This is a genomic window from Pseudomonas sp. BIGb0381 (genome assembly GCF_024809815.1).
Taxonomy (GTDB): Bacteria; Pseudomonadota; Gammaproteobacteria; order Pseudomonadales; family Pseudomonadaceae; genus Aquipseudomonas.
Genome location: NZ_JANUEN010000002.1, coordinates 583,159 through 605,351, shown reverse-complemented (window position 1 = coordinate 605,351; position 22,193 = coordinate 583,159). Strand labels below are relative to the sequence as shown.

20 protein-coding genes and 1 pseudogene are annotated in these 22,193 nt (G+C 62.5%); 9 read left to right on the top strand and 12 right to left on the bottom strand.

Annotation, left to right across the window (positions count from 1 at the left end; translation table 11 throughout):
• Nucleotides 1–73 precede the first annotated feature (73 nt).
• Complete coding sequence (locus M2397_RS09110) at nucleotides 74–1,723, top strand: SulP family inorganic anion transporter (RefSeq protein WP_259242695.1); 1,650 nt, start codon at nucleotides 74–76, stop codon at nucleotides 1,721–1,723.
• Nucleotides 1,724–1,843: 120 nt separating this feature from the next.
• Here the strand turns inward: M2397_RS09110 and acnB are convergent, their stop codons facing one another.
• The gene (acnB, locus tag M2397_RS09105; protein ID WP_131696636.1) at nucleotides 1,844–4,453 is read right to left on the bottom strand and encodes a bifunctional aconitate hydratase 2/2-methylisocitrate dehydratase; all 2,610 of its coding nucleotides are present in this window, start codon (nucleotides 4,451–4,453) and stop codon (nucleotides 1,844–1,846) included.
• Between the two features lie 396 nt (nucleotides 4,454–4,849).
• Here acnB and M2397_RS09100 point away from each other — a divergent pair, with 396 nt between their 5' ends.
• On the top strand, nucleotides 4,850–5,320 hold the full coding sequence (locus M2397_RS09100) for a DUF1289 domain-containing protein (protein ID WP_259242694.1): 471 nt from the start codon (nucleotides 4,850–4,852) through the stop codon (nucleotides 5,318–5,320).
• Nucleotides 5,321–5,390: 70 nt separating this feature from the next.
• On the opposite strand, the gene M2397_RS09095 is transcribed toward M2397_RS09100, so the two are convergent.
• The gene (locus tag M2397_RS09095) at nucleotides 5,391–6,254 is read right to left on the bottom strand and encodes a universal stress protein (protein WP_131696067.1); all 864 of its coding nucleotides are present in this window, start codon (nucleotides 6,252–6,254) and stop codon (nucleotides 5,391–5,393) included.
• 148 nt (nucleotides 6,255–6,402) lie between these two features.
• Here M2397_RS09095 and M2397_RS09090 point away from each other — a divergent pair, with 148 nt between their 5' ends.
• A complete protein-coding gene (locus tag M2397_RS09090) occupies nucleotides 6,403–7,005 on the top strand; it encodes a tRNA-(ms[2]io[6]A)-hydroxylase (protein WP_131696068.1) in 603 nt (200 codons plus the stop codon).
• Here the strand turns inward: M2397_RS09090 and M2397_RS09085 are convergent.
• A complete protein-coding gene (locus M2397_RS09085) occupies nucleotides 6,961–8,160 on the bottom strand; it encodes an MFS transporter (RefSeq protein WP_259242693.1) in 1,200 nt (399 codons plus the stop codon). The genes M2397_RS09090 and M2397_RS09085 overlap by 45 nt on opposite strands.
• Before the next feature lie 157 nt (nucleotides 8,161–8,317).
• Here M2397_RS09085 and M2397_RS09080 point away from each other — a divergent pair, with 157 nt between their 5' ends.
• On the top strand, nucleotides 8,318–9,025 hold the full coding sequence (locus M2397_RS09080) for a winged helix-turn-helix domain-containing protein (RefSeq protein ID WP_259242692.1): 708 nt from the start codon (nucleotides 8,318–8,320) through the stop codon (nucleotides 9,023–9,025).
• Nucleotides 9,026–10,303, top strand: coding sequence for an ATP-binding protein (locus M2397_RS09075; RefSeq protein ID WP_259242691.1), 1,278 nt, complete (start codon nucleotides 9,026–9,028; stop codon nucleotides 10,301–10,303).
• Nucleotides 10,304–10,378: 75 nt separating this feature from the next.
• On the opposite strand, the gene M2397_RS09070 is transcribed toward M2397_RS09075, so the two are convergent.
• The 5 genes and pseudogenes from M2397_RS09070 to ampC form a co-directional block, all read right to left on the bottom strand.
• The gene (locus M2397_RS09070; protein ID WP_145337569.1) at nucleotides 10,379–11,170 is read right to left on the bottom strand and encodes a MipA/OmpV family protein; all 792 of its coding nucleotides are present in this window, start codon (nucleotides 11,168–11,170) and stop codon (nucleotides 10,379–10,381) included.
• Nucleotides 11,171–11,188: 18 nt separating this feature from the next.
• On the bottom strand, nucleotides 11,189–13,012 hold the full coding sequence (locus M2397_RS09065; RefSeq protein ID WP_259242690.1) for a serine hydrolase: 1,824 nt from the start codon (nucleotides 13,010–13,012) through the stop codon (nucleotides 11,189–11,191).
• A 94-nt stretch (nucleotides 13,013–13,106) separates the two neighbouring features.
• On the bottom strand, nucleotides 13,107–13,595 hold the full coding sequence (locus tag M2397_RS09060; protein ID WP_259242689.1) for a GFA family protein: 489 nt from the start codon (nucleotides 13,593–13,595) through the stop codon (nucleotides 13,107–13,109).
• Nucleotides 13,596–13,628: 33 nt separating this feature from the next.
• Nucleotides 13,629–13,787 (bottom strand): annotated as a pseudogene (locus tag M2397_RS30490) (hypothetical protein); the annotation flags it as partial.
• Between the two features lie 53 nt (nucleotides 13,788–13,840).
• Nucleotides 13,841–14,995 carry a class C beta-lactamase gene (ampC, locus tag M2397_RS09050; protein ID WP_259242688.1) on the bottom strand — a complete coding sequence of 385 codons (1,155 nt, stop codon included), beginning with the start codon at nucleotides 14,993–14,995 and terminating at the stop codon, nucleotides 13,841–13,843.
• A gap of 127 nt (nucleotides 14,996–15,122) precedes the next feature.
• Here ampC and M2397_RS09045 point away from each other — a divergent pair, with 127 nt between their 5' ends.
• Entirely contained in the window at nucleotides 15,123–16,034 is a 912-nt protein-coding gene (locus tag M2397_RS09045; RefSeq protein ID WP_259242687.1) for a LysR family transcriptional regulator, read from the top strand.
• 6 nt (nucleotides 16,035–16,040) lie between these two features.
• Here the strand turns inward: M2397_RS09045 and yghX are convergent, their stop codons facing one another.
• Together yghX and M2397_RS09035 are read right to left on the bottom strand one after the other, a co-directional pair.
• Nucleotides 16,041–16,928 (bottom strand): YghX family hydrolase, encoded by an 888-nt coding sequence (yghX, locus tag M2397_RS09040; RefSeq protein WP_131696077.1) that lies wholly within the window; start codon nucleotides 16,926–16,928, stop codon nucleotides 16,041–16,043.
• A gap of 44 nt (nucleotides 16,929–16,972) precedes the next feature.
• Nucleotides 16,973–17,467: a PaaI family thioesterase gene (locus tag M2397_RS09035; protein WP_131696078.1), complete on the bottom strand. Its 495-nt coding sequence runs from the start codon at nucleotides 17,465–17,467 to the stop codon at nucleotides 16,973–16,975.
• A gap of 87 nt (nucleotides 17,468–17,554) precedes the next feature.
• Between M2397_RS09035 and M2397_RS09030 the strand changes: the two genes are divergently transcribed.
• Nucleotides 17,555–18,112: a YceI family protein gene (locus M2397_RS09030; RefSeq protein ID WP_259242686.1), complete on the top strand. Its 558-nt coding sequence runs from the start codon at nucleotides 17,555–17,557 to the stop codon at nucleotides 18,110–18,112.
• On the opposite strand, the gene M2397_RS09025 is transcribed toward M2397_RS09030, so the two are convergent.
• The gene (locus M2397_RS09025) at nucleotides 18,109–18,999 is read right to left on the bottom strand and encodes a DMT family transporter (RefSeq protein ID WP_259242685.1); all 891 of its coding nucleotides are present in this window, start codon (nucleotides 18,997–18,999) and stop codon (nucleotides 18,109–18,111) included. The two genes, M2397_RS09030 and M2397_RS09025, sit on opposite strands and share 4 nt — an antisense overlap.
• Nucleotides 19,000–19,088: 89 nt before the next feature.
• Between M2397_RS09025 and M2397_RS09020 the strand changes: the two genes are divergently transcribed.
• Nucleotides 19,089–20,414 (top strand): PLP-dependent aminotransferase family protein, encoded by a 1,326-nt coding sequence (locus M2397_RS09020; RefSeq protein ID WP_259242684.1) that lies wholly within the window; start codon nucleotides 19,089–19,091, stop codon nucleotides 20,412–20,414.
• Between the two features lie 23 nt (nucleotides 20,415–20,437).
• Here M2397_RS09020 and M2397_RS09015 read toward each other — a convergent pair whose 3' ends face one another.
• Nucleotides 20,438–20,866, bottom strand: a complete 429-nt coding sequence (locus tag M2397_RS09015; RefSeq protein ID WP_259242683.1) for a nuclear transport factor 2 family protein — start codon at nucleotides 20,864–20,866, stop codon at nucleotides 20,438–20,440.
• A 222-nt stretch (nucleotides 20,867–21,088) separates the two neighbouring features.
• Between M2397_RS09015 and M2397_RS09010 the strand changes: the two genes are divergently transcribed.
• Nucleotides 21,089–22,183: an SMP-30/gluconolactonase/LRE family protein gene (locus M2397_RS09010; RefSeq protein WP_145337578.1), complete on the top strand. Its 1,095-nt coding sequence runs from the start codon at nucleotides 21,089–21,091 to the stop codon at nucleotides 22,181–22,183.
• The last annotated feature ends 10 nt before the right edge of the window (nucleotides 22,184–22,193 follow it).

Genomic DNA, 22,193 nt, shown 5'->3' with positions numbered 1-22,193 from the left:
GACGCGGCTCAACCGCAGCCGGACAATGAGGGATAAGCTTACGCACGCTTTTTGCCAGGATGGGTTGGGCCGATTGAAGTCTGAAACCGATGCACCCGGTGCCGTACCGTCGAACCGTATACAAGACGTGCTGGCCGGCTTATCCATTGCCGGTTTGCTGCTGCCGGAGGCCGTTGCCTATTCCAGTATTGCCGCGCTGCCGCCCCAGGCCGGGGTGATCGCGCTGTTTGCCGGGTTGGTGTGCTACGGCCTGTTCGGCACCAGCCGCTTTGCGATTGTCTCGGCCACCTCGTCGTCGGCAGCGGTGTTGGCGGCCGCCACGGCCAGCCTGGCGGGGGATGATCCGGCACTGAGGCTGTCCCTGGCCTTCGGGCTGGTGTTGCTGACCGGGGTGTTTTTCCTGTTGGCCGGCCTGTTCAAGCTTGGCGGCGTCACCTCGTTTATCGCCAAGCCGGTGTTGCGTGGCTTCGCCTTCGGCCTGGCGCTGACCATCATCCTTAAACAATTGGCCAGTGTGGTGGGCGTGCACCTGACCGATAACAACCTGATCCGTTTTCTGCCGCAGTTGCTGGAGCAGCTACCGCGCTGGAATTGGCCGGCGGCATTGGTGGCGGCGCTGGCGTTGCTGGTGTTGTGGCTGTGCGCACGCTTCCCGCGCATGCCCGGTGGCCTGGTGGTCGTGGTGCTCGGCATTGCTGCCGGGCAGTACCTGGACCTGCAGGCCTATGGCGTGGCGCAGATCGGCATGATCGACCTGCGCCTGGAGCTGGGGCATTTGCCGGTACTGCCGTTTGCCGACTGGCTGCGCCTCGGGGAATTGGCGTTTGCGCTGGTGATGATCCTGTACGCAGAGTCCTACGGCTCTATCAGTTCGTTCGCGCTCAAGCATGGCGACCGCGTGTCATCCAACCGTGACCTGCTGGCGCTGGGCGCGGCCAACCTGGTCTCCGGTCTGTTCCACGGCATGCCGGCCGGTGCCGGGTATTCGGCGACCTCGGCCAACGAGGCGGCCGGCGCCTATTCACGCCTGGCGGGGATTGTCGCGGCGCTGGTGATATTGCTGATCGTGCTGACGGTGCTGCCCTATGTCGCGCTCACGCCGGAGCCCGTGCTGGCGGCGGTCGTCATCTATGCCCTGGGTCGAGGCTTGAGCTTGCAGCCGCTGGGGCGTTATTTCCTGTGGCGCCGCGATCGCGTGCTGGTGATCTGTGCGGTGACGGCGGTGCTGGTGCTGGGCGTGCTGGATGGTCTGCTGCTCGCGGTCGCGATCAGTGTGATGTTGATGCTGCGCCAGATGTCGTCAGCCGACATTCAAGTGCTGGGCCGCCTGGGTGGCAGCCATGACTTTGTCGACCGCCAGCACCATGTCGATGCCCTGGCCGTGCCGGGGGTATTGATCGTACGGCCCAGCGAAGCGCTGTTTTTTGCCAATGCCGAGCGCATCCTGGGCGCGGCCTTGCGCCTGATGCGTCAGTCGCCGGTCGAGGCGGTGGTGTTGAGCCTGGAAGAATCGCCGGACCTCGACGGCACCAGCATCGAAGCGCTGGCGGCGTTTTTTGCCCAGGTGCACGGGGAGGGCAAGCGCCTGGTGCTGGCCCGCGTGCGGCATGAGGCCCGTGAGGTGTTGCAGGGGTTGCCTGAAGCATTGGCGCCCCATGTGCTGCTCAGTGGCTTGAGCGTCGATGGCGCGGTGCAGCTGGCGCTTGAGGTGAGCAAAGCGTGACGCGTGGGGCTTGCCCCCGATAGCGGTGGGTCAGTGACGGAACTGAGTGTGTTTGTATTCCAGGCATAAAAAAACGCCGCGTACCTTGCGATACGCGGCGTCTTTCACATCAACACACCGTTAAGCTTGAATCACCGGGATGTTGGCGCTTGCTGCGATTTTGCGGAACTCGGCGATCTGGTCGAAGTTCAGGTAGCGGTAGACGTCACTGGCCATGGTGTCCAGTTTCGCTGCGTAGCCCATGTACTCTTCGACGGTCGGCAGGCGACCCAGGGTGGAGGCGACTGCCGCCAGCTCAGCCGAAGCCAGGTAGACGTTCGCGCCATCACCCAGACGGTTCGGGAAGTTACGGGTCGACGTCGATACCACGGTCGAGTTCGGCTCTACACGTGCCTGGTTACCCATGCACAGCGAGCAGCCCGGCATTTCCATGCGCGCGCCAGCCTTGCCGTAGATACCGTAGTAGCCTTCTTCGGTCAGTTGGTGAGCGTCCATCTTGGTCGGCGGCGACAGCCACAGACGCGTTGGCAGCTGACCCTTGACCTGCTCCAGCAGCTTACCGGCAGCGCGGAAGTGACCGATGTTGGTCATGCACGAACCGATGAACACTTCGTCGATCTTCTCGCCGGCAACGCTGGACAACAGACGGGCGTCGTCCGGGTCGTTCGGTGCGCAGAGGATCGGCTCGTTGATTTCGGCCAGGTCGATTTCGATGATTTCGGCGTATTCCGCGTCGGCATCGGCTTCCATCAGTTCCGGGTTGGCAACCCAGGCTTCCATCGCTTGGGCGCGACGTTCCAGGGTGCGTGCATCGCCGTAGCCTTCGCCGATCATCCAGCGCAGCAGGGTGATGTTGGAGTTCAGGTACTCGGTGACGGAGTCTTTCGACAGCTTGATGGTGCAACCGGCAGCCGAACGTTCAGCCGAGGCGTCGGAGAGCTCGAAAGCCTGCTCCAGCGTCAGGTCGTTCAGGCCTTCGATTTCCAGGATGCGGCCGGAGAAGGCGTTTTTCTTGCCTTTCTTCTCTACGGTCAGCAGGCCAGCCTGGATCGCGTAGTAAGGAATGGCATGAACCAGGTCACGCAGGGTGATGCCAGGTTTCATTTTGCCTTTGAAGCGCACCAGGATCGATTCCGGCATGTCCAGCGGCATGACGCCGGTGGCGGCGGCGAACGCGACCAGACCGGAACCGGCCGGGAACGAGATGCCCATCGGGAAACGGGTGTGGGAGTCACCACCGGTGCCGACGGTATCCGGCAGCAGCATGCGGTTCAGCCAGCTGTGGATGATGCCGTCGCCTGGACGCAGCGATACACCGCCACGGGTCATGATGAAGTCAGGCAGGGTGTGGTGGGTGGTCACGTCGATCGGCTTTGGATACGCCGCGGTGTGGCAGAAGGACTGCATCACCAGGTCGGTCGAGAAGCCCAGGCACGCCAGGTCTTTCAGCTCGTCACGGGTCATCGGACCGGTGGTGTCCTGGGAACCCACGGTGGTCATCTTCGGTTCGCAGTACGTACCTGGACGAACGCCTTTGCCTTCCGGCAGGCCGCACGCCTTGCCGACCATTTTCTGGGCCAGGGTGAAACCCTTGCCGGTGTCGACCGGTGCTTCAGGCAGCTTGAACAGGTCGGTAGGGCCCAGGCCCAGCTCGGCGCGAGCCTTGTCGGTCAGGCCACGGCCGATGATCAGCGGGATACGGCCACCGGCGCGAACTTCGTCCAACAGGACCGGGGTCTTCATTTCGAAGGTGGTCAGGACTTCGTCGGTGCCGTGTTTGCAGACTTTGCCAGCATGAGGGTACAGGTCGATCACGTCGCCCATGTTCATGTTGGTCACGTCGAATTCGATTGGCAGTGCGCCGGCATCTTCCATGGTGTTGTAGAAGATTGGAGCGATCTTGCTGCCGAAGCAGAAGCCGCCTGCGCGCTTGTTCGGCACGTAAGGAACGTCGTCGCCGAAGAACCACAGTACCGAGTTGGTAGCGGATTTACGCGAAGAACCGGTACCGACCACGTCACCGACGTAGGCGATCGGGAAGCCTTGGCCGCGCATTTCTTCGATCTGCTTCATCGGGCCGGTCTTGCCTTGCTCGTCCGGCACGATGCCTTCACGTGCCATTTTCAGCATGGCCAGGGCGTGCAGCGGGATGTCAGGGCGGGACCAGGCGTCCGGGGCAGGGGACAGGTCGTCGGTGTTGGTTTCGCCGGTGACCTTGAACACGCGCAGGCTGATCTTGTCGGCCAGGGTCGGGCGGTTGCGGAACCACTCGCCGTCAGCCCAGGACTGGATCACGCCTTTGGCGTGCTCGTTGCCGTTGCGGGCTTTTTCGGCCACGTCGTGGAACGCGTCGAACATCAGCAGGGTGTGCTTGAGTTGGGCGGCCGCGACAGGCGCCAGCTCGGCGTCGTCCAGCAGCTCGACCAAAGTCACGATGTTGTAGCCGCCCTGCATGGTGCCGAGCAGTTCAACAGCGCGTTTCTTGTCGATCAGGGGGGAAGTGGCTTCGCCCTTGGCCAGGGCAGACAGGAAACCGGCCTTGACGTAGGCAGCTTCGTCAACGCCTGGTGGAATGCGGTTGGTGATCAGGTCAACGAGGAATTCTTCTTCGCCAGCCGGAGGATTCTTCAGCAGCTCGACCAGGCCTGCGGTTTGTTCGGCGTTAAGCGGCTGGGGAACGATACCCAGTGCTGCACGCTCTTCGATATGTTTGCGGTAGGCTTCAAGCACAGTTATTACCCTCATCAGTGGTCCCACGGGACGCTCATCCAGAAATGAACGGCACGCATGCGCTCGGGGGCTTTTTGGGCCGCAAAGCCAGCGCTGCCGGCATTCCTTACAGAAGCTGCTTTCAAAGTTTTACGCCTGCAGAACGGAACTGATGAGGGTTGGCGCTGGCTATTACCTACCGGGTGATAACCATCGCCAACACCGTTCTGAAGGAACGACTGTGCTCGTGACGCTTTGAAAACAGCTTCCAGCGGATTATTGGCGCCTTACAAGGCCGGATGATTCTACGGCAAAAAATTTCTAAAGGTAAGTTGCATCACCAAGTTTGCTGGGTGAACAACCTTAGACAAAGGGCTAACATGGCGCACTGTTTCGCTGATTTGCGTGTTGTTGCCCATGTCCAACCAAACCATCAAGACCCCCTGCGTCGGCCTCTGCTCCACGGTTTACGGCGATCTTGTGTGCCGTGGCTGCAAGCGCTTCCACCACGAAGTGATCCAGTGGAATGGCTATAACGAAGAAGAAAAACGCGCGGTCTGGCTGCGGCTGGAGCAACTGTTGGTGCAGGTGATGGCCGGCAAGCTCGAGATTTTCGACTCCAAGACCCTGCGAGGCCAACTGGAGCAGCGCAAGATCCGTTTCGTGCCGCACCAGTCCGAGTACTGCTGGGCGTACCAGCTGATTGCCCGCGGGGCGCGGGTGATCAATAACCTGGAAGCGTACGGCATGGTGCTGTTGCCGGAGTTTCGCGACTGGGCCTTGCCGGAACTGCGCGATGCCATCGACCGTGAGTTCTTTATCCTGTCCGAGGCGCATTACCAGCGCTATATCGCCCCGGCTTTCCTGAAAGATGCGCTCGCTGACTGACAACACACATCCAAATGTGGGGGGGCAAGCCCCCTCCCACATTGGATCTCGGTTGTCTGGGGGATCGGCGTCAGGCCTTGGTCGCCAGTTCTTCCAGGTGATCCATCAATGTCTGCGGCTTGAGCACCAGCACATCACTTTCCACCGCATCCAGTATCACCTCCGCCGTATTGCCGATCAGCGCCCCGGAAATCCCGGTGCGCGCCACGGTGCCGATAATGGTCACGGCCGCCTGCCATTTATGCGCCGCGAAGGGAATCAGCACATCCGCCGGGCCTTCCTCGATATGCAGGTGTGCGTCATCCACATCGAATTCCGCCTGGAACGCCTTGCACTGCTCGCGATAGCGCGCCTCGATGGTTTCCTTGAGTTGAAACGTCGGGTCCGCCGCCGACAACATCGGCGATGGGTGGGCGCTGATCACGTGCAACTGCGCCTTCGCCAGGCTGGCGATATCAAAGCCGTGATCAATGATCGAATTATGCAGCGAGCGGTGCTCGGCATCGGTATTGCCCACATCAATCGCCGCCAGAATCACTCTCTCCGCCCAAGGCGTGGACGTCTTGACCAGCAACACCGGCGTCGGGCAGAAGCGCAGCAGCTTCCAGTCCGCCGGTGTCAGCAGCGCTTTTTTCAGCGGGCTGTCGGGAAAGTGCTGCTTGATCACCAGCCCGCAGCCTTCAGCCTGCTGCACCTCGATAATGGTGTCATGCAGGCTTTCGTTCCACGCCTGCTCCGTGCTGACGCTGTAACCGTCCTCCTGCAAACCGGACTTGAGCAGGCTCAACAGCGCCGAGTGCTCGTGTTTCCGGTCGCAGACCAGCAAGTGCAGGTGCGCGCCGGTAACCCCGGCGATCAGCTTGGCGCGCTTGAGGGCCAGGCTTTCCGAATGCTCGGGCTCGATGACCACCAGGATGCTGCGAATGGCTTGCATGGTCGGATCTCCAAAAGGGTGGGCGTGGAACAACTATAGTTGCTGCCCGCCAGACGTCATGTTGATGCACATCAAGGCCGGTGGCTGGTGGTCTGCGGCGCGGTCGGTATAATCGGCGGCCTTTTGTGATCCTTTGCCCGTGAGCCCGATGAACCTGCCCGAAATCCACGAATTCCTCGGTTGCCCCACCCCCGATGCCTGGGTGCAGGCCGCATTGGCCGACCAGGACACCCTGCTGATCGACCACAAGAACTGCGAATTCAAAGCAGCCAGCACCGCCCTGAGCCTGATCGCCAAGTACCATGGCCACGTTGACCTGATCAATATGATGTCGCGCCTGGCCCGGGAAGAACTGGTGCACCACGAGCAGGTCATGCGCCTGATGAAAAAGCGCAAAGTCGAACTGCGCCAGTTGCATGCCGGGCGTTACGCCTCGGGTTTGCGCAAGGTGGTACGCAGCCACGAGCCGGTCAAGCTGGTGGACACCCTGGTCGTCGGCGCGTTTATCGAAGCACGCAGTTGCGAGCGTTTCGAAGCACTGGTGCCGCATTTGGACGAAGAACTCGGCAAGTTTTATTTCGGCCTGCTGAAAAGCGAGGCGCGGCACTTCCAGGGTTACCTGAAGCTGGCCTACCAGTATGGCGACGCCAAGGATATCGCCCAGGTGATCGAGCGGGTGAGGGCGGCGGAGCAGGACCTGATCGAATCACCCGACATCGAGTTCCGCTTTCACAGTGGCGTGCCAGCCTGAGGCCACGGCCACGCCGATCAATGCGGTGATCCCGGTCAGTAGCAGGATCACCGTTTGCGTGCCCAAGGGCGCAGCCAGCAGTGCAATCACCAGGCCGGCCAGCGGCTGGGGCAGGTTGTTGAGCAAGGTGATCACGCCCACCGTCTTGCCGAAGTCCTGCACGGGAATGACCCGCTGACGGGTGCTGCGCAGGTAAACGTTGAACATCTTGTCGAAGCCAGTGACCAGCAGGAAACCCAGGGTGTACGCCCACAGGTTGGGGCTGACCGCCATGATCAGCGCGCCGGCGCCGATCATCGAATAAGACAGCCCGCCCAGCACTTTCAAGGGCAAGGTGGCGCGCGCCAGGTAAAACAGAATCGCGATGGTCACCCCCGCGCCGGCCGCCTGGAGCAGGGCATAGGTGTCCTTGTCGGCGGCGTACAGGCCGGTGACCATGGCGGCGGAGGTGGCCAGCGTCACGCCGATGATCAGGTTCACGCCGACCGCCAGGGTAATGATCCGCTTCAGCTCCACCAGGTTACGGATATGCCCGAAGGCGATGCGCAGCGGTTGCAGCCAGATATCCCGGTGCTGCTGATGGGTTTCCAGGCTCGCCGTGGTTTTACGCTGCCAGGCCAGCATCGCCAGGTCCGCCAGCACAAACAACCCCGCAACCCCCAGCACCACCCAATGCCAGGCCCACACCTCCAGCATCAGCGCGGCCACCAGCGGCCCGAGCACCAGGCCACTCTGGTCGGCGATCTGCGAGTAGGAGAGGGTCTTGGCATAGCTGTACTGCTGGAAGACATACGGCATCAACACTTCGCGGGCCATGATGCCCTGGGTCGTCAGCACCCCGCACAACGCCGACAGCAGCACCAGCCAGTAGATACCGTCGAACATCCCATACAAGGCCACCGCCGCCACACAGGCCAACGCCCGGTAAACCTGGCTGATATGCAGGATGCGCACAGGTGAATACTTGTCGCACAACGCCCCGCACACCGGGAACGCCAGATAGCGCGGCAGTGACTCAACGAAAAACGCCAGCCCCGCCCAGGACACGCTGTGGGTGGTCTGGAACACAATCAGCGGCACGATAAACAACAGAATCTGGTCCGCCAGCCGCGACAGGAACAGTGAAACGAAGAACGCCAGGTAATCCTTGCGCATACAACTCCCTGTGAATGGCGTTAAAGATTGCAGGCTATTTGTTAAAAACTCTTAAAAGCATGAAGCTTCGTCGGCGCCAGCTGGCCAGTTACGTTAGTTGCCCAGCTTGCCACCTATAATGCCCGCTCTTCAATCTGCGTCTGCACACTGAGAACTTATGGAAAACCTGGGTTTGGGCAAGGTCCTGCTCGTTGAGGACGACGAGAAGCTGGCAGGGCTAATCGCGCATTTTCTGTCACAGCATGGTTTTGAGGTGCTCGTGGTGCACCGCGGCGATGAAGCGTTCGCGGCGTTCCTGGCGTTCAAACCGAAGATCGTCGTGCTCGACCTGATGCTGCCGGGTCAGAGCGGCTTGCACGTGTGCCGCGAGATTCGCAACGTGTCCGACACGCCGATTGTGATTCTCACCGCCAAGGAAGACGACCTTGACCACATCCTCGGCCTGGAGTCGGGTGCCGACGACTATGTGATCAAGCCGATCAAGCCGCCGGTACTCCTGGCCCGCCTGCGCGCCCTGCAACGTCGCCAGGCGCCGGAGCCGACGGTGCGCGGCGCCCTCGCGTTCGGCCGCTTGGCGATTGACCGCAGTTGCCGGGTGGTCAGCCTGGGGGACGAGCAGATAGACCTCACCACCATGGAGTTCGAACTGCTGTGGTTGCTGGCCAGCAGCGCGGGCAAGATTCTTTCCCGCGACGACATCCTCAACCGCATGCGCGGCATCGCCTTCGATGGCCTTAACCGCAGCGTCGACGTGTACATCAGCAAGCTGCGCGGCAAGCTCAATGACAACCCCCGTGAGCCGGTGTGCATCAAGACCATCTGGGGCAAGGGTTATCTATTCAATCCGTTTGCGTGGGAGGTCTAGATGCTGCGCCTGTTTCTGCGCCTGTATGTGATTCTGGCGATCGGCCTTGCAGGAGCGATCTGGCTGGTCAACTACACCTTCGACGAGCTGCTCCCCGAAGCCAACGAGACCTATAATCGCGAAGCCCTGCGTGGCCCGGCGTATGGGCTGGTGGAGCAATTGCGTCCTCTGCAAGGCGAGGCGCGCCAGGCCCGGCTGGCCGACTTGCAGCCTCATTATGGGTTGCTGCTGAAGCTGGTGCAGAAGGAAACCCAGGCCCTCACCGAGCGCGAACGAAAGCTCTTGGACCAGGGCCTGCTGGTAGTGCGCGGCGACTTCATGGAGTTTCTCACGGCCATCGACGGTGGCTCGCAACTGCTGGAAATCAAGCTGCCGGAAGAGCCCAAGTGGTTATACCTGTGGGCGTATGGTTTTCTCGGGCTGTGCCTGGCCATCGTCCTGTATTTCTGGGTGCGCCCGCATTGGCGCGACCTGGAACATATCCGCCTGGCCGCGCAACGTTTTGGCGACAACGACCTCGGCTCGCGCATCCTGCTGCCGCGCAGCTCCACCGTGCGTGCGCTGGCCGGGCACTTCAACCAGATGGCCGAGCGCATCGAAAGCCTGATCGCCAACCAGCGTGAACTCACCAATGCCGTGTCCCACGAGCTGCGTACACCGATTGCACGGTTATCGTTCGAACTCGACCAGCTCAAGCAACAGGCCGACCCGCACCAGCGGGGCGAATTGATCGCCGATATGTACGCCGACCTCGGCGAGCTGGAGGAGATGGTGTCCGAACTGCTCACCTACGCCAGTCTGGAGCGCGGCGCCACCCAGGTTACCCGCGAGCGCATCGAGGCTCACAGCTGGCTCGACAGCGTGATCGGCAGCGTCGCGCTGGAGGCGGAGGCGGCCGGTATCCAGCTGACGCTGCGTACCTGCGAGGTCGACGTTATCCAGATCGAACCGCGCTTCATGGCCCGCGCCGTGATCAACCTGCTGCGCAATGCCATCCGTTATGCCGAGCGCCGGGTCGAGGTGTCGCTGGTCAAGTTCGGCGAGGGCTACGAAGTGCGTGTGTGTGACGACGGCCCTGGCGTGCCCGAGGAAGGTCGGGCCAGGATCTTCCAGCCCTTCATACGCCTGGATGCCAGCCGCGATCGCCGCACCGGCGGCTTCGGCCTCGGCCTGGCGCTGGTGCAGCGGGTGTCGCAGTGGCATGGCGGGCAAGTGCAGGTGTTGGATTCGGAGTGGGGCGGGGCGTCGTTTCGCATGACGTGGGCTTATGCCGAATAGGTATCCGGAGAACAGTGGGAGGCAAATGTGGGAGGGAGCCAGCCCCTTCCCACATTTTCTGACGGGCTTACCCGGTCAAAAGGTGTATTCCAACACCCCCATCACCGAGGTCTGCAAGCGCCGCTCCACAATCGGGCTCTTGCCCGCGTCATCCGCCAGGTATTGCACATCCAGCAGGGTCGAGAACTGGGTGTGCTCGCTGATCGGCAGGCTCCACACCAGGTTCATGCCATTGCTGATATTGCCCGCACCGGCCTTGTAGGCCTTGAAGCGACTTTGCGCGGCCTGGCCGGTGGTCACGCCGTACCAGGTCTGCAGGTAATTGCGGTCACCAAAGTGACTGTTGAGGCTGGCATCGACCGATCCGTAGCGGCCGTCGTAGAGCGTGGTGCCCAGGCTCAGCTCCAGGTGGGTGAACGCCTTGCCGCTGTCCTTGTGGTCATCTTCCTTGAGTGCGTGCTCCAGGGTTGCGCCGACAATCACACCCCCCAGGTTATAGCCGGCACTCACTCCCACTTGCGGGCGGGCCTTGATCTCGCCCATGCCCTTGAGCCGCTTCGAGCCGGCGTGCAGGCTTTGATTCTTGTCCTTGCGTGAATGGCTGGCACCGATATAGGTGCTGAAGCTCAAGGCGTTGCCTTCATAGCCCCAGCCCAGGCCTTTGTCGGTGTCGAGGAAGATCCCCCAGGGGCTGACGACTTTGCCGCCCAGCACCGGCGCGGTCATGCGTTCATCGCTGCCGCTGTAGCGGGGCACGTTGGCCATGCCGGCCTTGAGGCTGTATTGCCAGTCTTCGGCAATTGCGCGGTCGGCAGCGGCCAGCAGGCAGAGTGAGGAAAGCGACAGGTACAGGGGGGTTGAGCGCATAAAGGGTTCCATATGGGGTTAGAAGGCCAAGGGTTTATGAGGGGAGCGGGTGCGTTTGAAGGCGTAGCCCGAGGCGCTGAGACCGTTGATCTGGCGGCTCACCGTATCGCCCAGGCCGTAGCCGTTACCGGCGAGGACCGCATGGGCGTTGTCGATCGGCAGCAGGATGTAGTCGGTCAGCGGTTCGTCGTGCAGTTGGCCGCGGATCACCAGGAAGCCGTCTTCCAGGCGCACGCTGATGCCGCTCAGGGGGGCGTCCGGCTCATGGGTGTTGAGCACTTGATAGGTGCCGATGGTGTCGGCCCAGGCCGAGGGCAAGGGCAGCGGCTCGATGCGCTCACCGATAGCCACGCGCTGGCCGTGGCTGCGGGCGGTGAGCATCTGGCGGCCTTGCACGCTGATCACGTCCAGTTGCACGCGGCCCAGTTCGCCGAGGTCCTTGAGCCAGAAGCCGAGCACTTTCTTCTGCGCGCGCAACCAGCCGTCGTCGTCGCGCAACAATTCGAAGGTGTAGCCGGCCAACTGGCCCGACAGCCGCTGATCGTCATCCTTGATCCGGAACACGCCCCAGGCGGTGGCGTAGAACCCGGCCAGGCGCTTGCGGTCGATGGCGGCCGGCACGTGGCGCAGTTTCAGGCCGTGGCTGGGCGCCTGGCAGTCGTCGGCGCAGACCGCCTGGCCGGTTTGCGCCTGGAGCAGCAGGCGCAGGGTGTCGGTGGCCAGGCCGGCCACCAGGTCTTCGGCGTTGCTGTCATTGGCCATGATGATCACGGCCAGTTGCTGGTCGGGCAGCAGGCTCAACTGCGCGGCAAAATCGTCGCCGCCACCGCTGTGCTGGTAGGTGCGTATACCGGGGCCGACGGGTTCGTCACCGCATGGGGCGAGGAACCAGCCCAAGCCCATCTGGCAATCGAAGTCCAGCGCATTGCCGGTGTTCTGCTGGGTGAACATCGCGTCAATCGAAGTGCTGCCCAGCACGCGGTTGCCTTTGTAGACGCCTTGGGCGAAGAGCATGTGCACGTAATGCCCGAGGTCTTTCGGGCTTGCCCACAGGCCGCTGGCGGCGATGTCGCGCACCGGGCCATCGGTACTGGCAACGCCGTCCGTGTAGCCCAGGGCGCGGAACGCCTGCTGGCTGGCGGTGCCGACAAAACTCGACTGGTTCATTTCCAGCGGCTTGAGCAGGCTGTTTTGCAACTGGGCTTCAAAGCTTTTGCCGCTGCTGCGCTCGATGGCCGCGCCCACCAGGGCATAACCGAGGTTGGAATACGCCACCTGCGAGCCTGGCGGGCTGCTCAGCCAAACCCCCGACACGCGCATCGGCATCTGCCCCATGGCGTAGGTGCTGCGCAGGTCACGCAGGTGTTCACTGGGCAGGCCGGACTGGTGGCTGAGTAAACGCCGCAGGGTGACAGCGCGGTCGGCAGCGGCCTGGTCGTCATGAAAGCGCGAGCGCACGTAAAACTCGCGCAGGGTCTGCTGGATCGGCGCATCCAGCGCCAGCCGTTGTTGTTCCACACATTGCAGCGCGGCCGTGGCGGTGAGCAGCTTGGAAATGCCACCGGCACGGAACGCCGTGTTGGGCGTGACCGGTACGCCCCTGGCCTTGTCGGCCAGGCCGAAGCCCTGGGCCCAGATCAGCTCCTGGCCATTGACCAGGGCAATCGACAGGCCGGCGATATGCTCTTGGGCGATCGCCCGGGGAATGCGGGCTTGCAGGTAGCGGATGATCGCGCCGTAGTCACCCTTCTGAATGGGCGGCGGTGCCGGCGGTTGCCCATGGCAACCGAGGCTGCCCAGCAGGCAACCCAGCAGCGGAATACCGCGCAATCTGCGAAACATGAGGAGCACCCGAATGGCTGTTTGGATGCTCGAATGCTAGGGAAGGGCCGTCCAACAATCTTTGCGAACTTTGTCGGGAAACTGTCAAAGACTGTTAACGGCGAAGCCCATGGCGTTCATGCCACTGTGCGATGGATTCTTCGGGGTATTCATCAAACTGCAGATCGCCTTTGCGCACGCTGACCTCGACCCACGGCGCCTTCGAGCCCAGCATCAAGTGCGTATGCGCCGGCGGCACCGGCAACGGCGTGTCGATGGCCGAGGCAAACGGGTGGATCAGCTCCGGCCACTCCGGGCTGAACAGCCATAGCGCACTGCCGCACTGCGAACAGAAATGCCGCTCGGCGCTACTCGCATGCGCACGGCTGGCGCCCTCCGGCTTGAGCCGGGCGTGGTAGATCGAAATCTGTTTGCGTCCGCGCACCTGCAAACTCTTGGAGTCGCCGGCCAGGTTGATCGCGTAACCGCCGCCGCCCTGGGTCTTGCGGCAGATCGAGCAATAGCAACGCTGGTAAGGGTAGGGATGGGCACTGGTGAGGCTGAACGTCACGGCGCCGCAGTGGCAGGATCCTTCGAGCTGCATGGGGAGTCTCCTCTGGCAAAGTGACTGTTGAGCTTAGGCGTTTTCCGGCATCAAGGTCGCGATCAGTGCGCGGATCGTCCCCGGCAGCGCTTGCGGCTCACGCACAAGCTTATCGGTGCTGAAGTGCAGTCCCTGCAACCCCGCTGCTTCCACGAGGCCGGTGATGATGCCCATCTCACTGGTGCCATCCAGTGTTAACAGGTGCGAGGGACAGGGCCCCTCCCGCATTGGTTTTGCGTCCGGCTCTATTGGTCCATCGCACTCAAGATTGCATGGGCGACTTTTACCCGTTCGGCATTCGGGTAGTTCTTGTTCGCCAATATCACCACGCCCAAACCTTTGCTCGGCACATACGCCACGTAGGCGCCAAACCCATTGGTGGAACCGGTTTTATTCACCAGGGTGTCGGCGTGGGGCGCTTGCGCTGGCGTCAGCCAGTCGACAGTGTGCGGCTCCATTGCCATGGGTGTGGAGTTGCCGGCAATCAACGCATCGAGCTGGATGGGGTAGGGGTACATTTCCCAACCCAGGCCCTGGATCATGCCGTCCACGCTGTAGTAACCCGTGTGAGTCACGGTAATCGCCTGCTGCAAGGTTTTATCCAGATTCGCCGGGTGCATGTTCACCTCAACGTACTTCAGCAAGTCCGCAGCGCTGGTCTTGATGCCGTAGGCCTCGCTGTCCATGGCGCCGGGGCCGACGCGCACAGGTTTGCCATCTTTGCCATAGCCCTGGGCGTACAGGCTCATCTGGCTCTGCGGCACCTTGATGAAGGTGTGCTTGAGCCCGAGTGCGGGCAACAGGGTTTTCTCCATCACCTGATCGAACGGCTGCTTCAGGCTCTGCGCCGCCAGATAGCCGAACAACCCCAGGCTCGGGTTGGAATACAGGCGCCGGGTGCCAGGAGCGAAGTCGGGTTTCCAGTGCTGGAAGTAGCTGATCATGTGCTGGCTGTTATCCGCCTGAGCGGGGAACTGCAGGGGCAAGCCGCCTGCGGTGTAGGTGCCGAGGTTAAGCACGCTGATGTGGTCGAACTTGCCGCCGCCCAGTGCCGGCAGGTAGTGGCTGGCCGGGTTGGAAAGCTTGAGTGCGCCGGTGGCCACGGCATAACCGGCCAGAGTGGCGGTGAAGGTTTTGCTCACCGAGCCGACTTCGAACAGGGTGTTTTCGCTGACCGGCTGGCGGGTGTCGGTGGCCGCGACGCCGTAGTTAAAGTATTGCGCCTTGCCGTCCCGCACCACGCCGACCACCAGGCCGTTAATCGACTGCTGCTGCATCAGCGGTTTTACATTGGCATCCACCACTGCCTGCAGGTCGGTGGCGGCCAGGCAGTTGCCGGCGGCGATAAAGACCGCGAGGGCGGTGAAATTACGCACGCCAGACAATAAATGTTGGGGCATGATAACGCTTCCATGAGAATGATCGATTGAATGAAGAGCCTGCGCGGGCGAGGCAAATGTAGGCAGTTCGCCAGCCCTGGGCAAACGATGATATCTCGCAGCAGCCATTAGAAATATTAGGGTCGATATGCTCCGCTCCCATTTACCGTTGAACGCCTTGCGCGCGTTCGAAGCGGCCGCTCGGCATTTGAGCTTTACCCGCGCTGCCATCGAGTTGTGCGTGACCCAGGCGGCGGTCAGCCATCAGGTCAAAAGCCTGGAGGCGCAGCTCACTGTCACCTTGTTCAAGCGCCTGCCGCGCGGGCTGATGCTCACCCGCGAAGGTGAAACCCTGCTGCCGGTGGTGCGCGAGTCGTTCGACCGCATTGCCCATACCTTAGGCCAGTTCGAGGGCGGGCATTACCGCGAGGTGCTCACGGTGGGAGCGGTTGGCACCTTCGCCGTCGGCTGGCTGCTGCCACGACTGCCGGACTTCCAGAGCCGCTTCCCGTTCATCGACCTGCGCCTGTCCACCCACAACAACCGTGTCGACGTGGCGGCCGAAGGCCTGGATTACGCGATTCGTTTCGGTTCAGGTGCCTGGCACGGCACGGATGCGGTGGAATTGCTGGACGCGCCGCTGACGGTACTGTGTGTGCCGTCACTCGCCGAGCAGTTGCACACGCCGGCCGACCTGTTGAAACACACGCTGCTGCGCTCCTACCGCGCGGATGAGTGGAGCCTATGGCTTCAGGCTGCCGGGTTGCCCGCCGACACCCTGGTACCGCGCAGCATCGTGTTCGACTCGTCGCTGGCGATGATGGAGGCGGCACTGCAAGGCAGCGGCGTGGCGCTGGCGCCGGCGATGATGTTCTCGCGGCAACTGGAGAGTGATGTGATTCGCCAGCCCTTCGACGTCGGCATCAGCACCGGCAGCTACTGGCTGACGCGTTTGCAGTCGCGGGCCGAGACCTCGGCGATGCTGGCATTCAAGGACTGGTTGCTGGAGGAACGCGGGAACGATCACTGTGGGAGGGGCTTGCCCCCTCCCACATGTTGACTGCATTCAGGCCAGGTATTTACGGAACCAGCCCAGCGTCCTTTCCCACGCCAGATTCGCCGCCGCCTCGTCATAACGCGGTGTCGAATCGTTATGGAAACCATGATTGGCCCCCTTGTAGATATACGCTTCATAAGTCGTGCCGGCAGCCTTCAGGGCCTTTTCATACGCCGGCCACCCTTCGTTGATCCGCGTATCCAGCTCGCCGAAATGCAGCATGATCGGCGCCTTGATGCGCGGCACGTCCTTGTCTTGCGGCTGGCGCCCGTAGAACGACACCGCCGCGCCCAGTTCCGGGTAAGCCACCGCCGCTGCATTGGTCACGCCGCCGCCATAGCAGAAGCCGGTGATGCCGACCTTGCCGGTGCTGCTGTCGTGGTGCATCAGCCATTCGATGGCGGCGAAGAAGTCGTTCATCAGCTTGGTCGGGTCGACTGTCTGTTGCAGCGCCACGCCTTTTTCATCGTTGCCGGGATAGCCGCCCACCGAGCTCAGGCCGTCCGGCGCGAGGGCGATAAACCCGGCTTTGGCCAGGCGCCGGGCGACGTCTTCGATGTAGGGGTTGAGGCCACGGTTTTCGTGGACCACCACCACGGCCGGCAGCTTGCCGGCGGCCTTGGCCGGGCGCACCAGGTAGCCACGCACGGTGCCGTTGCCCTTGGGCGAGGGGTAGGTGATGTAGTCGGCAACGATGTCCGGGTCGGTGAATTTCACCTGTTCGGCCAGGGCATAGTTGGGGCTCAGGGCCGCCAGCAGGGCCGAAGCGGTGAGGCCGCCAAAGGTGAACAGCGCGGCGCGGTCGAGAAATTCGCGGCGGTTGATCTTGCCGTGGGCATAGCCGTCGTAGAGTTCCAGCAGTTCGGGGGCAAAGTCTTTCGCGGTGAGACGAGTCATCGGTTCGGTCCTCGATTAGCGGTGCCAGTCAATGTAGACCAGGATCAGCTTTCACGGCCATGGGCGGCTGCAGCCAGTTCGCGGGTGTCGACGCGCACGAACAGCGAGTCGCCGACTGCCGTGAGCACCTCTCCGGCGTACACCTCGCAGACCACGCGGCTTTTGCGGCCCACTTCGCCTTCGACCCGAGCGCGCAACGTGAGGCGCACGCCCATCGGTGTGGGCTTGATAAATTTGATGCCCAGGTTGCCGGTGACGCAGTCGATGCGCGGCAGGCTGCCGGGTTCGCGCTGTTCGGCACGGTAGTGGTAGGCCATGGCGGTCCAGTTGGAATGGCAGTCCACCAGCATGGCGATCAAGCCGCCGTAGACCAGGTCGGGCCAGCCGCTGTATTTTGCCTCGGGATGATGTTCGGCGACGACATGGACACCATCGGCGTCCCAGCGGCTCTTGATGTGCAAGCCATGCGGATTGCTGCCGCCGCAGCCGTAGCAGATGCCTTCCGGCGCGGTGATGTCCTGTAGAGAAGGGGTGGGCATGCAGCGTCCTTATTGTTGTGAACGACTAGCCTGTTTAGCAGGACCGGCACCTGATGGGAATACATCCATTTTTTTGCGGAGCGTGGCATGAAGCGTCGAATTCTCACGTTGGCCCTGGCCCTGGGTGTCATCGGCTGTGCCCAGGCGGCGGAGTACACCGACGTCAACCGCACCGCCAGCCAGATCAGCTTTACCTATACGCAGTTGGGGCAGCGGGTGTATGGCACCTTCGGCGACTTCGAAGGCACGCTGAGCTTTGACACGCAAAAGCCCGAAACCGGCCATGCCTTGCTCAAGATCCAGCTGGCGAGTATCGATGCCGGCAGCCCGGAGGCGAACGATGAGCTGCAACGGGCCTCGTGGTTCGATACCGCGACCTATCCAGTGGGCGTGTATGAGTCCACCGGTGTCACGGCCTTGGGGAATAACCGCTTCAACATCAGCGGTAACCTGACGATCAAGGGCGCCACGCGCCCGGTGGCGGTCAACGTAGTGCTCAAGGAGCTGGATGGCATTGGCGTGTTCGACGGTGAGTTCATCCTCAAGCGCGGCGACTTCAGGATCGGTGAAGGCGAATGGGCCGGCAACAGCGTGGTGTCCAACGACATCAACATCAAGTTCAAGATGGTCGCGCCCCAGCGTTAGCGCGCGAACCGCCTGGCCCCGGCCACGCAGCCGATCACCGCGACCGTCACCAGCAGCATGCCCAGGCTGACCTGTTCATGCAGCAAGCCCGCTGCCAGCGCCAGACCGAAGAACGGTTGCAGCAGTTGCAACTGGCCGACTGCGGCAATACCACCCTGGGCCAGGCCGCGATACCAGAACACAAAGCCGATCAACATGCTGAACAGCGACACATAGCCCAGGCTCAGCCAGGCCGGCAGGCTGATGCCGCTGACGCTCGACGGTGCCAGCGCCAGGCTCAACGGCACCACCACCGGCAACGACACCACCAGCGCCCAGCAGATCACCTGCCAGCCGCCCAGGCTGCGCGACAATTTGGCGCCTTCGGCATACCCCAGGCCGCACACCAGCACCGCCAGCAGCATCAGCACGTCACCTGCCGGTGCGGCGCTCAAGCCTTGGGCAAAGGCGTACCCCATCACCAGCGCGCTGCCGAGGATCGAAAACAGCCAGAACACCGGGCGCGGACGCTCGCCGCCGCGCAGTACAGCAAACACGGCGGTCGCCAGCGGCAGCAGGCCGATAAAGACGATGGAGTGTGCGGAGGTCACGTATTGCAGCGCCAGTGCAGTGAGCAGGGGGAAACCGATCACCACGCCGAGGGCGACGATGGCCAGGGGCATCCATTGATGGCGCGCGGGGCGTTTTTCCTTGAACAGCCACAGCAAAGCCAGCCCCAGCAGGCCGGCAATGGCGGCGCGGATCAGGGTGAGGAACACCGGGTCGAATTCCATCACCGCCAGGCGCGTGGCCGGCAACGAGCCGCTGAAGATCACCACGCCGATGAAGCCGTTGATCCAGCCTTGAGTGCGGGTATCCAGGCTGCTGAGGGGAGACGTACGTTCCATGAGGGGCGCCCGAAAAGGATGAGTTGCGTGGGAGGCATCCTAGGGTCGAAGATAAAGACAATCAAAAAATTGTCATGGATACATCGCTTATGCCCCGCGCCCGCTACAAGTCGTTGGTCGACAGCTTCGCCGAGGCCATTCGCTCAGGCAGCATGCCCCCCGGCACACGGCTGCCGACCCACCGCCAGTTGGCCGCCGAGCATGGCCTGGCGCTGGTCACCGCCAGCCGGGTGTACGCCGAGCTGGAGGCGATGGGCCTGGTCAGTGGCGAGACAGGCCGGGGCACCTTTGTGCGCGAAATCTCGCTGCCGCCGGGGCAGGGCAGCGGGCAGATGAGAGTGGCGGCGGGCATGCTCGATCTGAATTTCAACTACCCGTCCTTGCCGGGCCAGGCCGACTTGCTGCGCACCGCATTGCGCCAGTTGGCGCTGTCCGGCGACCTTGAAGCGCTGCTGCGTTACCAGCCCCACGCCGGTCGCCTGCATGAGCGCGCCGCCGTCGCGCGGCATCTGTTGAGCCGAGGGCTGACGGTCGAGGCCGAACAGGTGCTGGTGGTCAGCGGCGCCCAGCACGGGTTGGCCGTGACCATGATGGCCTTGCTCAAGCCCGGTGATGTGATCGCCGTCGACGCCTTGACGTATTCGGGGTTCAAGGTGCTGGCCGAGACGCTGCACCTGGAGATCGTCGCCATCCCGGTCACCGCCGACGGCCCGGACCTGGATCACCTGCAAAGCCTGTGTCGCAAGCGCCCGGTGCGTGCCGTGTACAGCATGCCGACTCTGCATAACCCGTTGGGCTGGGTGCTGAGCCTGGCGCAGCGTGAGCAGTTGGTGGCGATTGCCCGTCAGCACAACCTGATGATCATCGAGGATGCGGCCTACGCGTTCCTGGCCGAGGACGTGCCGCTGCCCGTGGCGAGATTGGCGCCGGAGCGCACGGTCTACGTGGGCGGGCTGTCCAAAAGTGTCGCGACCGGCCTGCGCGTGGGGTTTATCGCTGCCCCTTCGGGTTGGGTGAAAGCCCTGGAGCGCACCATCATGGCCACCACCTGGAACGTGCCGGGGGTGATGAGTGCGATTGCGGTCGCCTGGATCGAGGACGGCACGTTGGCGCAACTGGAAGCCCAAAAGCGCCAGGATGCGCGGGCGCGGCAAGCCTTGGCGGCGCAGGTGCTCAATGGGGTGGCCTACACCAGCCACCCGTCATCGTATTTCTTGTGGCTGCCCCTGGCGGAAGAGGCCCGCGCCGATCAAGTCGCCATGACCTTGCAGCGCGACGGTATTTCCGTCTCCACCGCCGAGCCCTTCGCCGTTTCGGCCCACGTGCCCCACGCGTTGCGCCTGGCCTTGGGCTCGGTGGACATGCCGGCGCTGCGCGAGGCGCTGGTGAAGGTGCGCAAGGTGGTGCAGTGGTGAGCCCGATGGCTCACCGCTAGCCATCAGAATTTAAACGCCTGGCGACCGATCAGCAGCCAGTGGCCTTTATGCTTCTGCCAGATCTGGAAGTTCTCGATTTCGGTCGGCACTTCTTTGCCACTGTTCACCGCCAGGGCGGAGAAGTGGTTGCGTACCAGCGCAGTGTCGCCGCTCAAGGTGATGGTCTGTTTCTGCATTTCGAGGGTCTTGAAGCCGCTGCGTCCGGTCTCGATGTCGGCGATGAATTCCTGCTTGTTCTGGATCTTGCCGCTTGAGTGGCCGTAGGTGAGGTTCTCGGCGGTCAAGCTCTGGAGCTGCTTGAGGTCTTTATGCAGCATCGCCTGGGTCAGGTGGTCGACCGCTTGGGCGACGTCTTTGTCGGCGGCAGGGGCAGCGGCCACATACCCGCTGAACAGGCACAGAAAACCGATCAGCACTTTGACGTTTTGCATGGGTGTTTCCTTATTGTTGTTGGGGAGGTGTGCGGGCGACACGTTACCGAGTGTGTCATCGTACAACATTGCAATAGTTGCAGAGGGTTTGGAAAGCAAAATTTAGAATATTTGCGCAAAACCTTGGATTGTAAGGGTTGGATGAGATTTTCAATCTTGTACGATGTCTCATCACGGGTTAAAACTAGTCTACCGTCTAACAATAAAATAACGGAGATACCTATGGATTTTCCCCCTTCGCCTGCCCGGCCCGAACACAGCCGCCGGGGCTTTCTCAAGCGATCCCTGGCGGTTTCCGCGTCGGTGGCGGTGCTGGGTAACCTGCCTCGCCTGGCAGACGCTATCGAGCCGTTGAGCCAGCGTTATCCAGACCCGCTGATCAAGGTGCTCGACGACAGTTTCCTCGAGCTGCGCCTGTTCAATGCCAGCGTTGAGCGCCTGGCGACCGGCCTGCGCTGGGCCGAGGGGCCGGTGTGGATCGGCGATGGCCGCTACCTGCTGCTCAGTGATATCCCCAACAACCGCATCGTGCGTTGGGATGAGGTGACCGACAGCCTGTCGGTGTACCGCGAAAACGCCAACTTCTCCAACGGCATGTGCCGCGATCGTCAGGGTCGCCTGCTGGTGTGCGAAGGTTCGACCACCTCTGGCGAGGGGCGGCGTATTACCCGCACCGAGCATAACGGCCGCATCACCGTGCTGGCGGACAGCTTTGACGGCAAGCCCTTCAACTCGCCCAACGACATCGTGTGCAAGCGCGATGGTTCGGTGTGGTTCAGCGACCCGCCATTCCAGACCGGCAACAACTACGAAGGCCACAAGATCACCCCCACCCAACCCCATGGCGTGTACCGCATCGACGCTGAAAGCGGCAAGGTCACGCGGGTGATCGACGATCTCAACGGTCCCAACGGCCTGTGCTTTGCGCCGGATGAAAGGACCCTCTACGTGGTGGAAGGGCGGGCCAAGCCCAATCGGCTGATCTGGGCTATTGACGTCAAGGACGACGGCACCCTGGGAGAGCGGCGCAAGCATATCGAAGGCTTTGAATACGCAGCGCTGGACGGCATCAAGTGCGACGAGAGCGGCAATCTCTGGTGCGGCTGGGGCGGCAATGGCGACCCCAAGGCCGACCTGGAGAAGCTCGACGGCGTGCGCGTATTCAATCCCCAGGGCAAGGCCATCGGGCATATCTCGCTGCCGGAACGCTGCCCCAACCTGTGCTTTGGCGGCCGCGAAGGCAACCGCCTGTTCATGGCCGGCAGCCATTCGATCTACGCGTTGTTCGTCAATACCCGAGGGGCGGATTTCGCCTGATAGGCGCTGA

Bases quoted from the DNA above. Each gene is read 5' to 3' on its own strand.
- M2397_RS09065 (WP_259242690.1), bottom strand. From the start codon at position 13,012: ATGTTTCGCAGATTGCGCGGTATTCCGCTGCTGGGTTGCCTGCTGGGC.
- M2397_RS09075 (WP_259242691.1), top strand. From the start codon at position 9,026: ATGCTGCGCCTGTTTCTGCGCCTGTATGTGATTCTGGCGATCGGCCTT.
- ampC (WP_259242688.1), bottom strand. From the start codon at position 14,995: ATGCCCCAACATTTATTGTCTGGCGTGCGTAATTTCACCGCCCTCGCG.
- M2397_RS09080 (WP_259242692.1), top strand. From the start codon at position 8,318: ATGGAAAACCTGGGTTTGGGCAAGGTCCTGCTCGTTGAGGACGACGAG.
- M2397_RS09030 (WP_259242686.1), top strand. From the start codon at position 17,555: ATGAAGCGTCGAATTCTCACGTTGGCCCTGGCCCTGGGTGTCATCGGC.
- M2397_RS09015 (WP_259242683.1), bottom strand. From the start codon at position 20,866: ATGCAAAACGTCAAAGTGCTGATCGGTTTTCTGTGCCTGTTCAGCGGG.
- yghX (WP_131696077.1), bottom strand. From the start codon at position 16,928: ATGACTCGTCTCACCGCGAAAGACTTTGCCCCCGAACTGCTGGAACTC.
- M2397_RS09060 (WP_259242689.1), bottom strand. From the start codon at position 13,595: ATGCAGCTCGAAGGATCCTGCCACTGCGGCGCCGTGACGTTCAGCCTC.
- M2397_RS09020 (WP_259242684.1), top strand. From the start codon at position 19,089: ATGCCCCGCGCCCGCTACAAGTCGTTGGTCGACAGCTTCGCCGAGGCC.
- M2397_RS09085 (WP_259242693.1), bottom strand. From the start codon at position 8,160: ATGCGCAAGGATTACCTGGCGTTCTTCGTTTCACTGTTCCTGTCGCGG.
- M2397_RS09095 (WP_131696067.1), bottom strand. From the start codon at position 6,254: ATGCAAGCCATTCGCAGCATCCTGGTGGTCATCGAGCCCGAGCATTCG.
- M2397_RS09025 (WP_259242685.1), bottom strand. From the start codon at position 18,999: ATGGAACGTACGTCTCCCCTCAGCAGCCTGGATACCCGCACTCAAGGC.
- M2397_RS09035 (WP_131696078.1), bottom strand. From the start codon at position 17,467: ATGCCCACCCCTTCTCTACAGGACATCACCGCGCCGGAAGGCATCTGC.
- M2397_RS09100 (WP_259242694.1), top strand. From the start codon at position 4,850: ATGTCCAACCAAACCATCAAGACCCCCTGCGTCGGCCTCTGCTCCACG.
- M2397_RS09090 (WP_131696068.1), top strand. From the start codon at position 6,403: ATGAACCTGCCCGAAATCCACGAATTCCTCGGTTGCCCCACCCCCGAT.
- M2397_RS09045 (WP_259242687.1), top strand. From the start codon at position 15,123: ATGCTCCGCTCCCATTTACCGTTGAACGCCTTGCGCGCGTTCGAAGCG.
- M2397_RS09010 (WP_145337578.1), top strand. From the start codon at position 21,089: ATGGATTTTCCCCCTTCGCCTGCCCGGCCCGAACACAGCCGCCGGGGC.
- M2397_RS09070 (WP_145337569.1), bottom strand. From the start codon at position 11,170: ATGCGCTCAACCCCCCTGTACCTGTCGCTTTCCTCACTCTGCCTGCTG.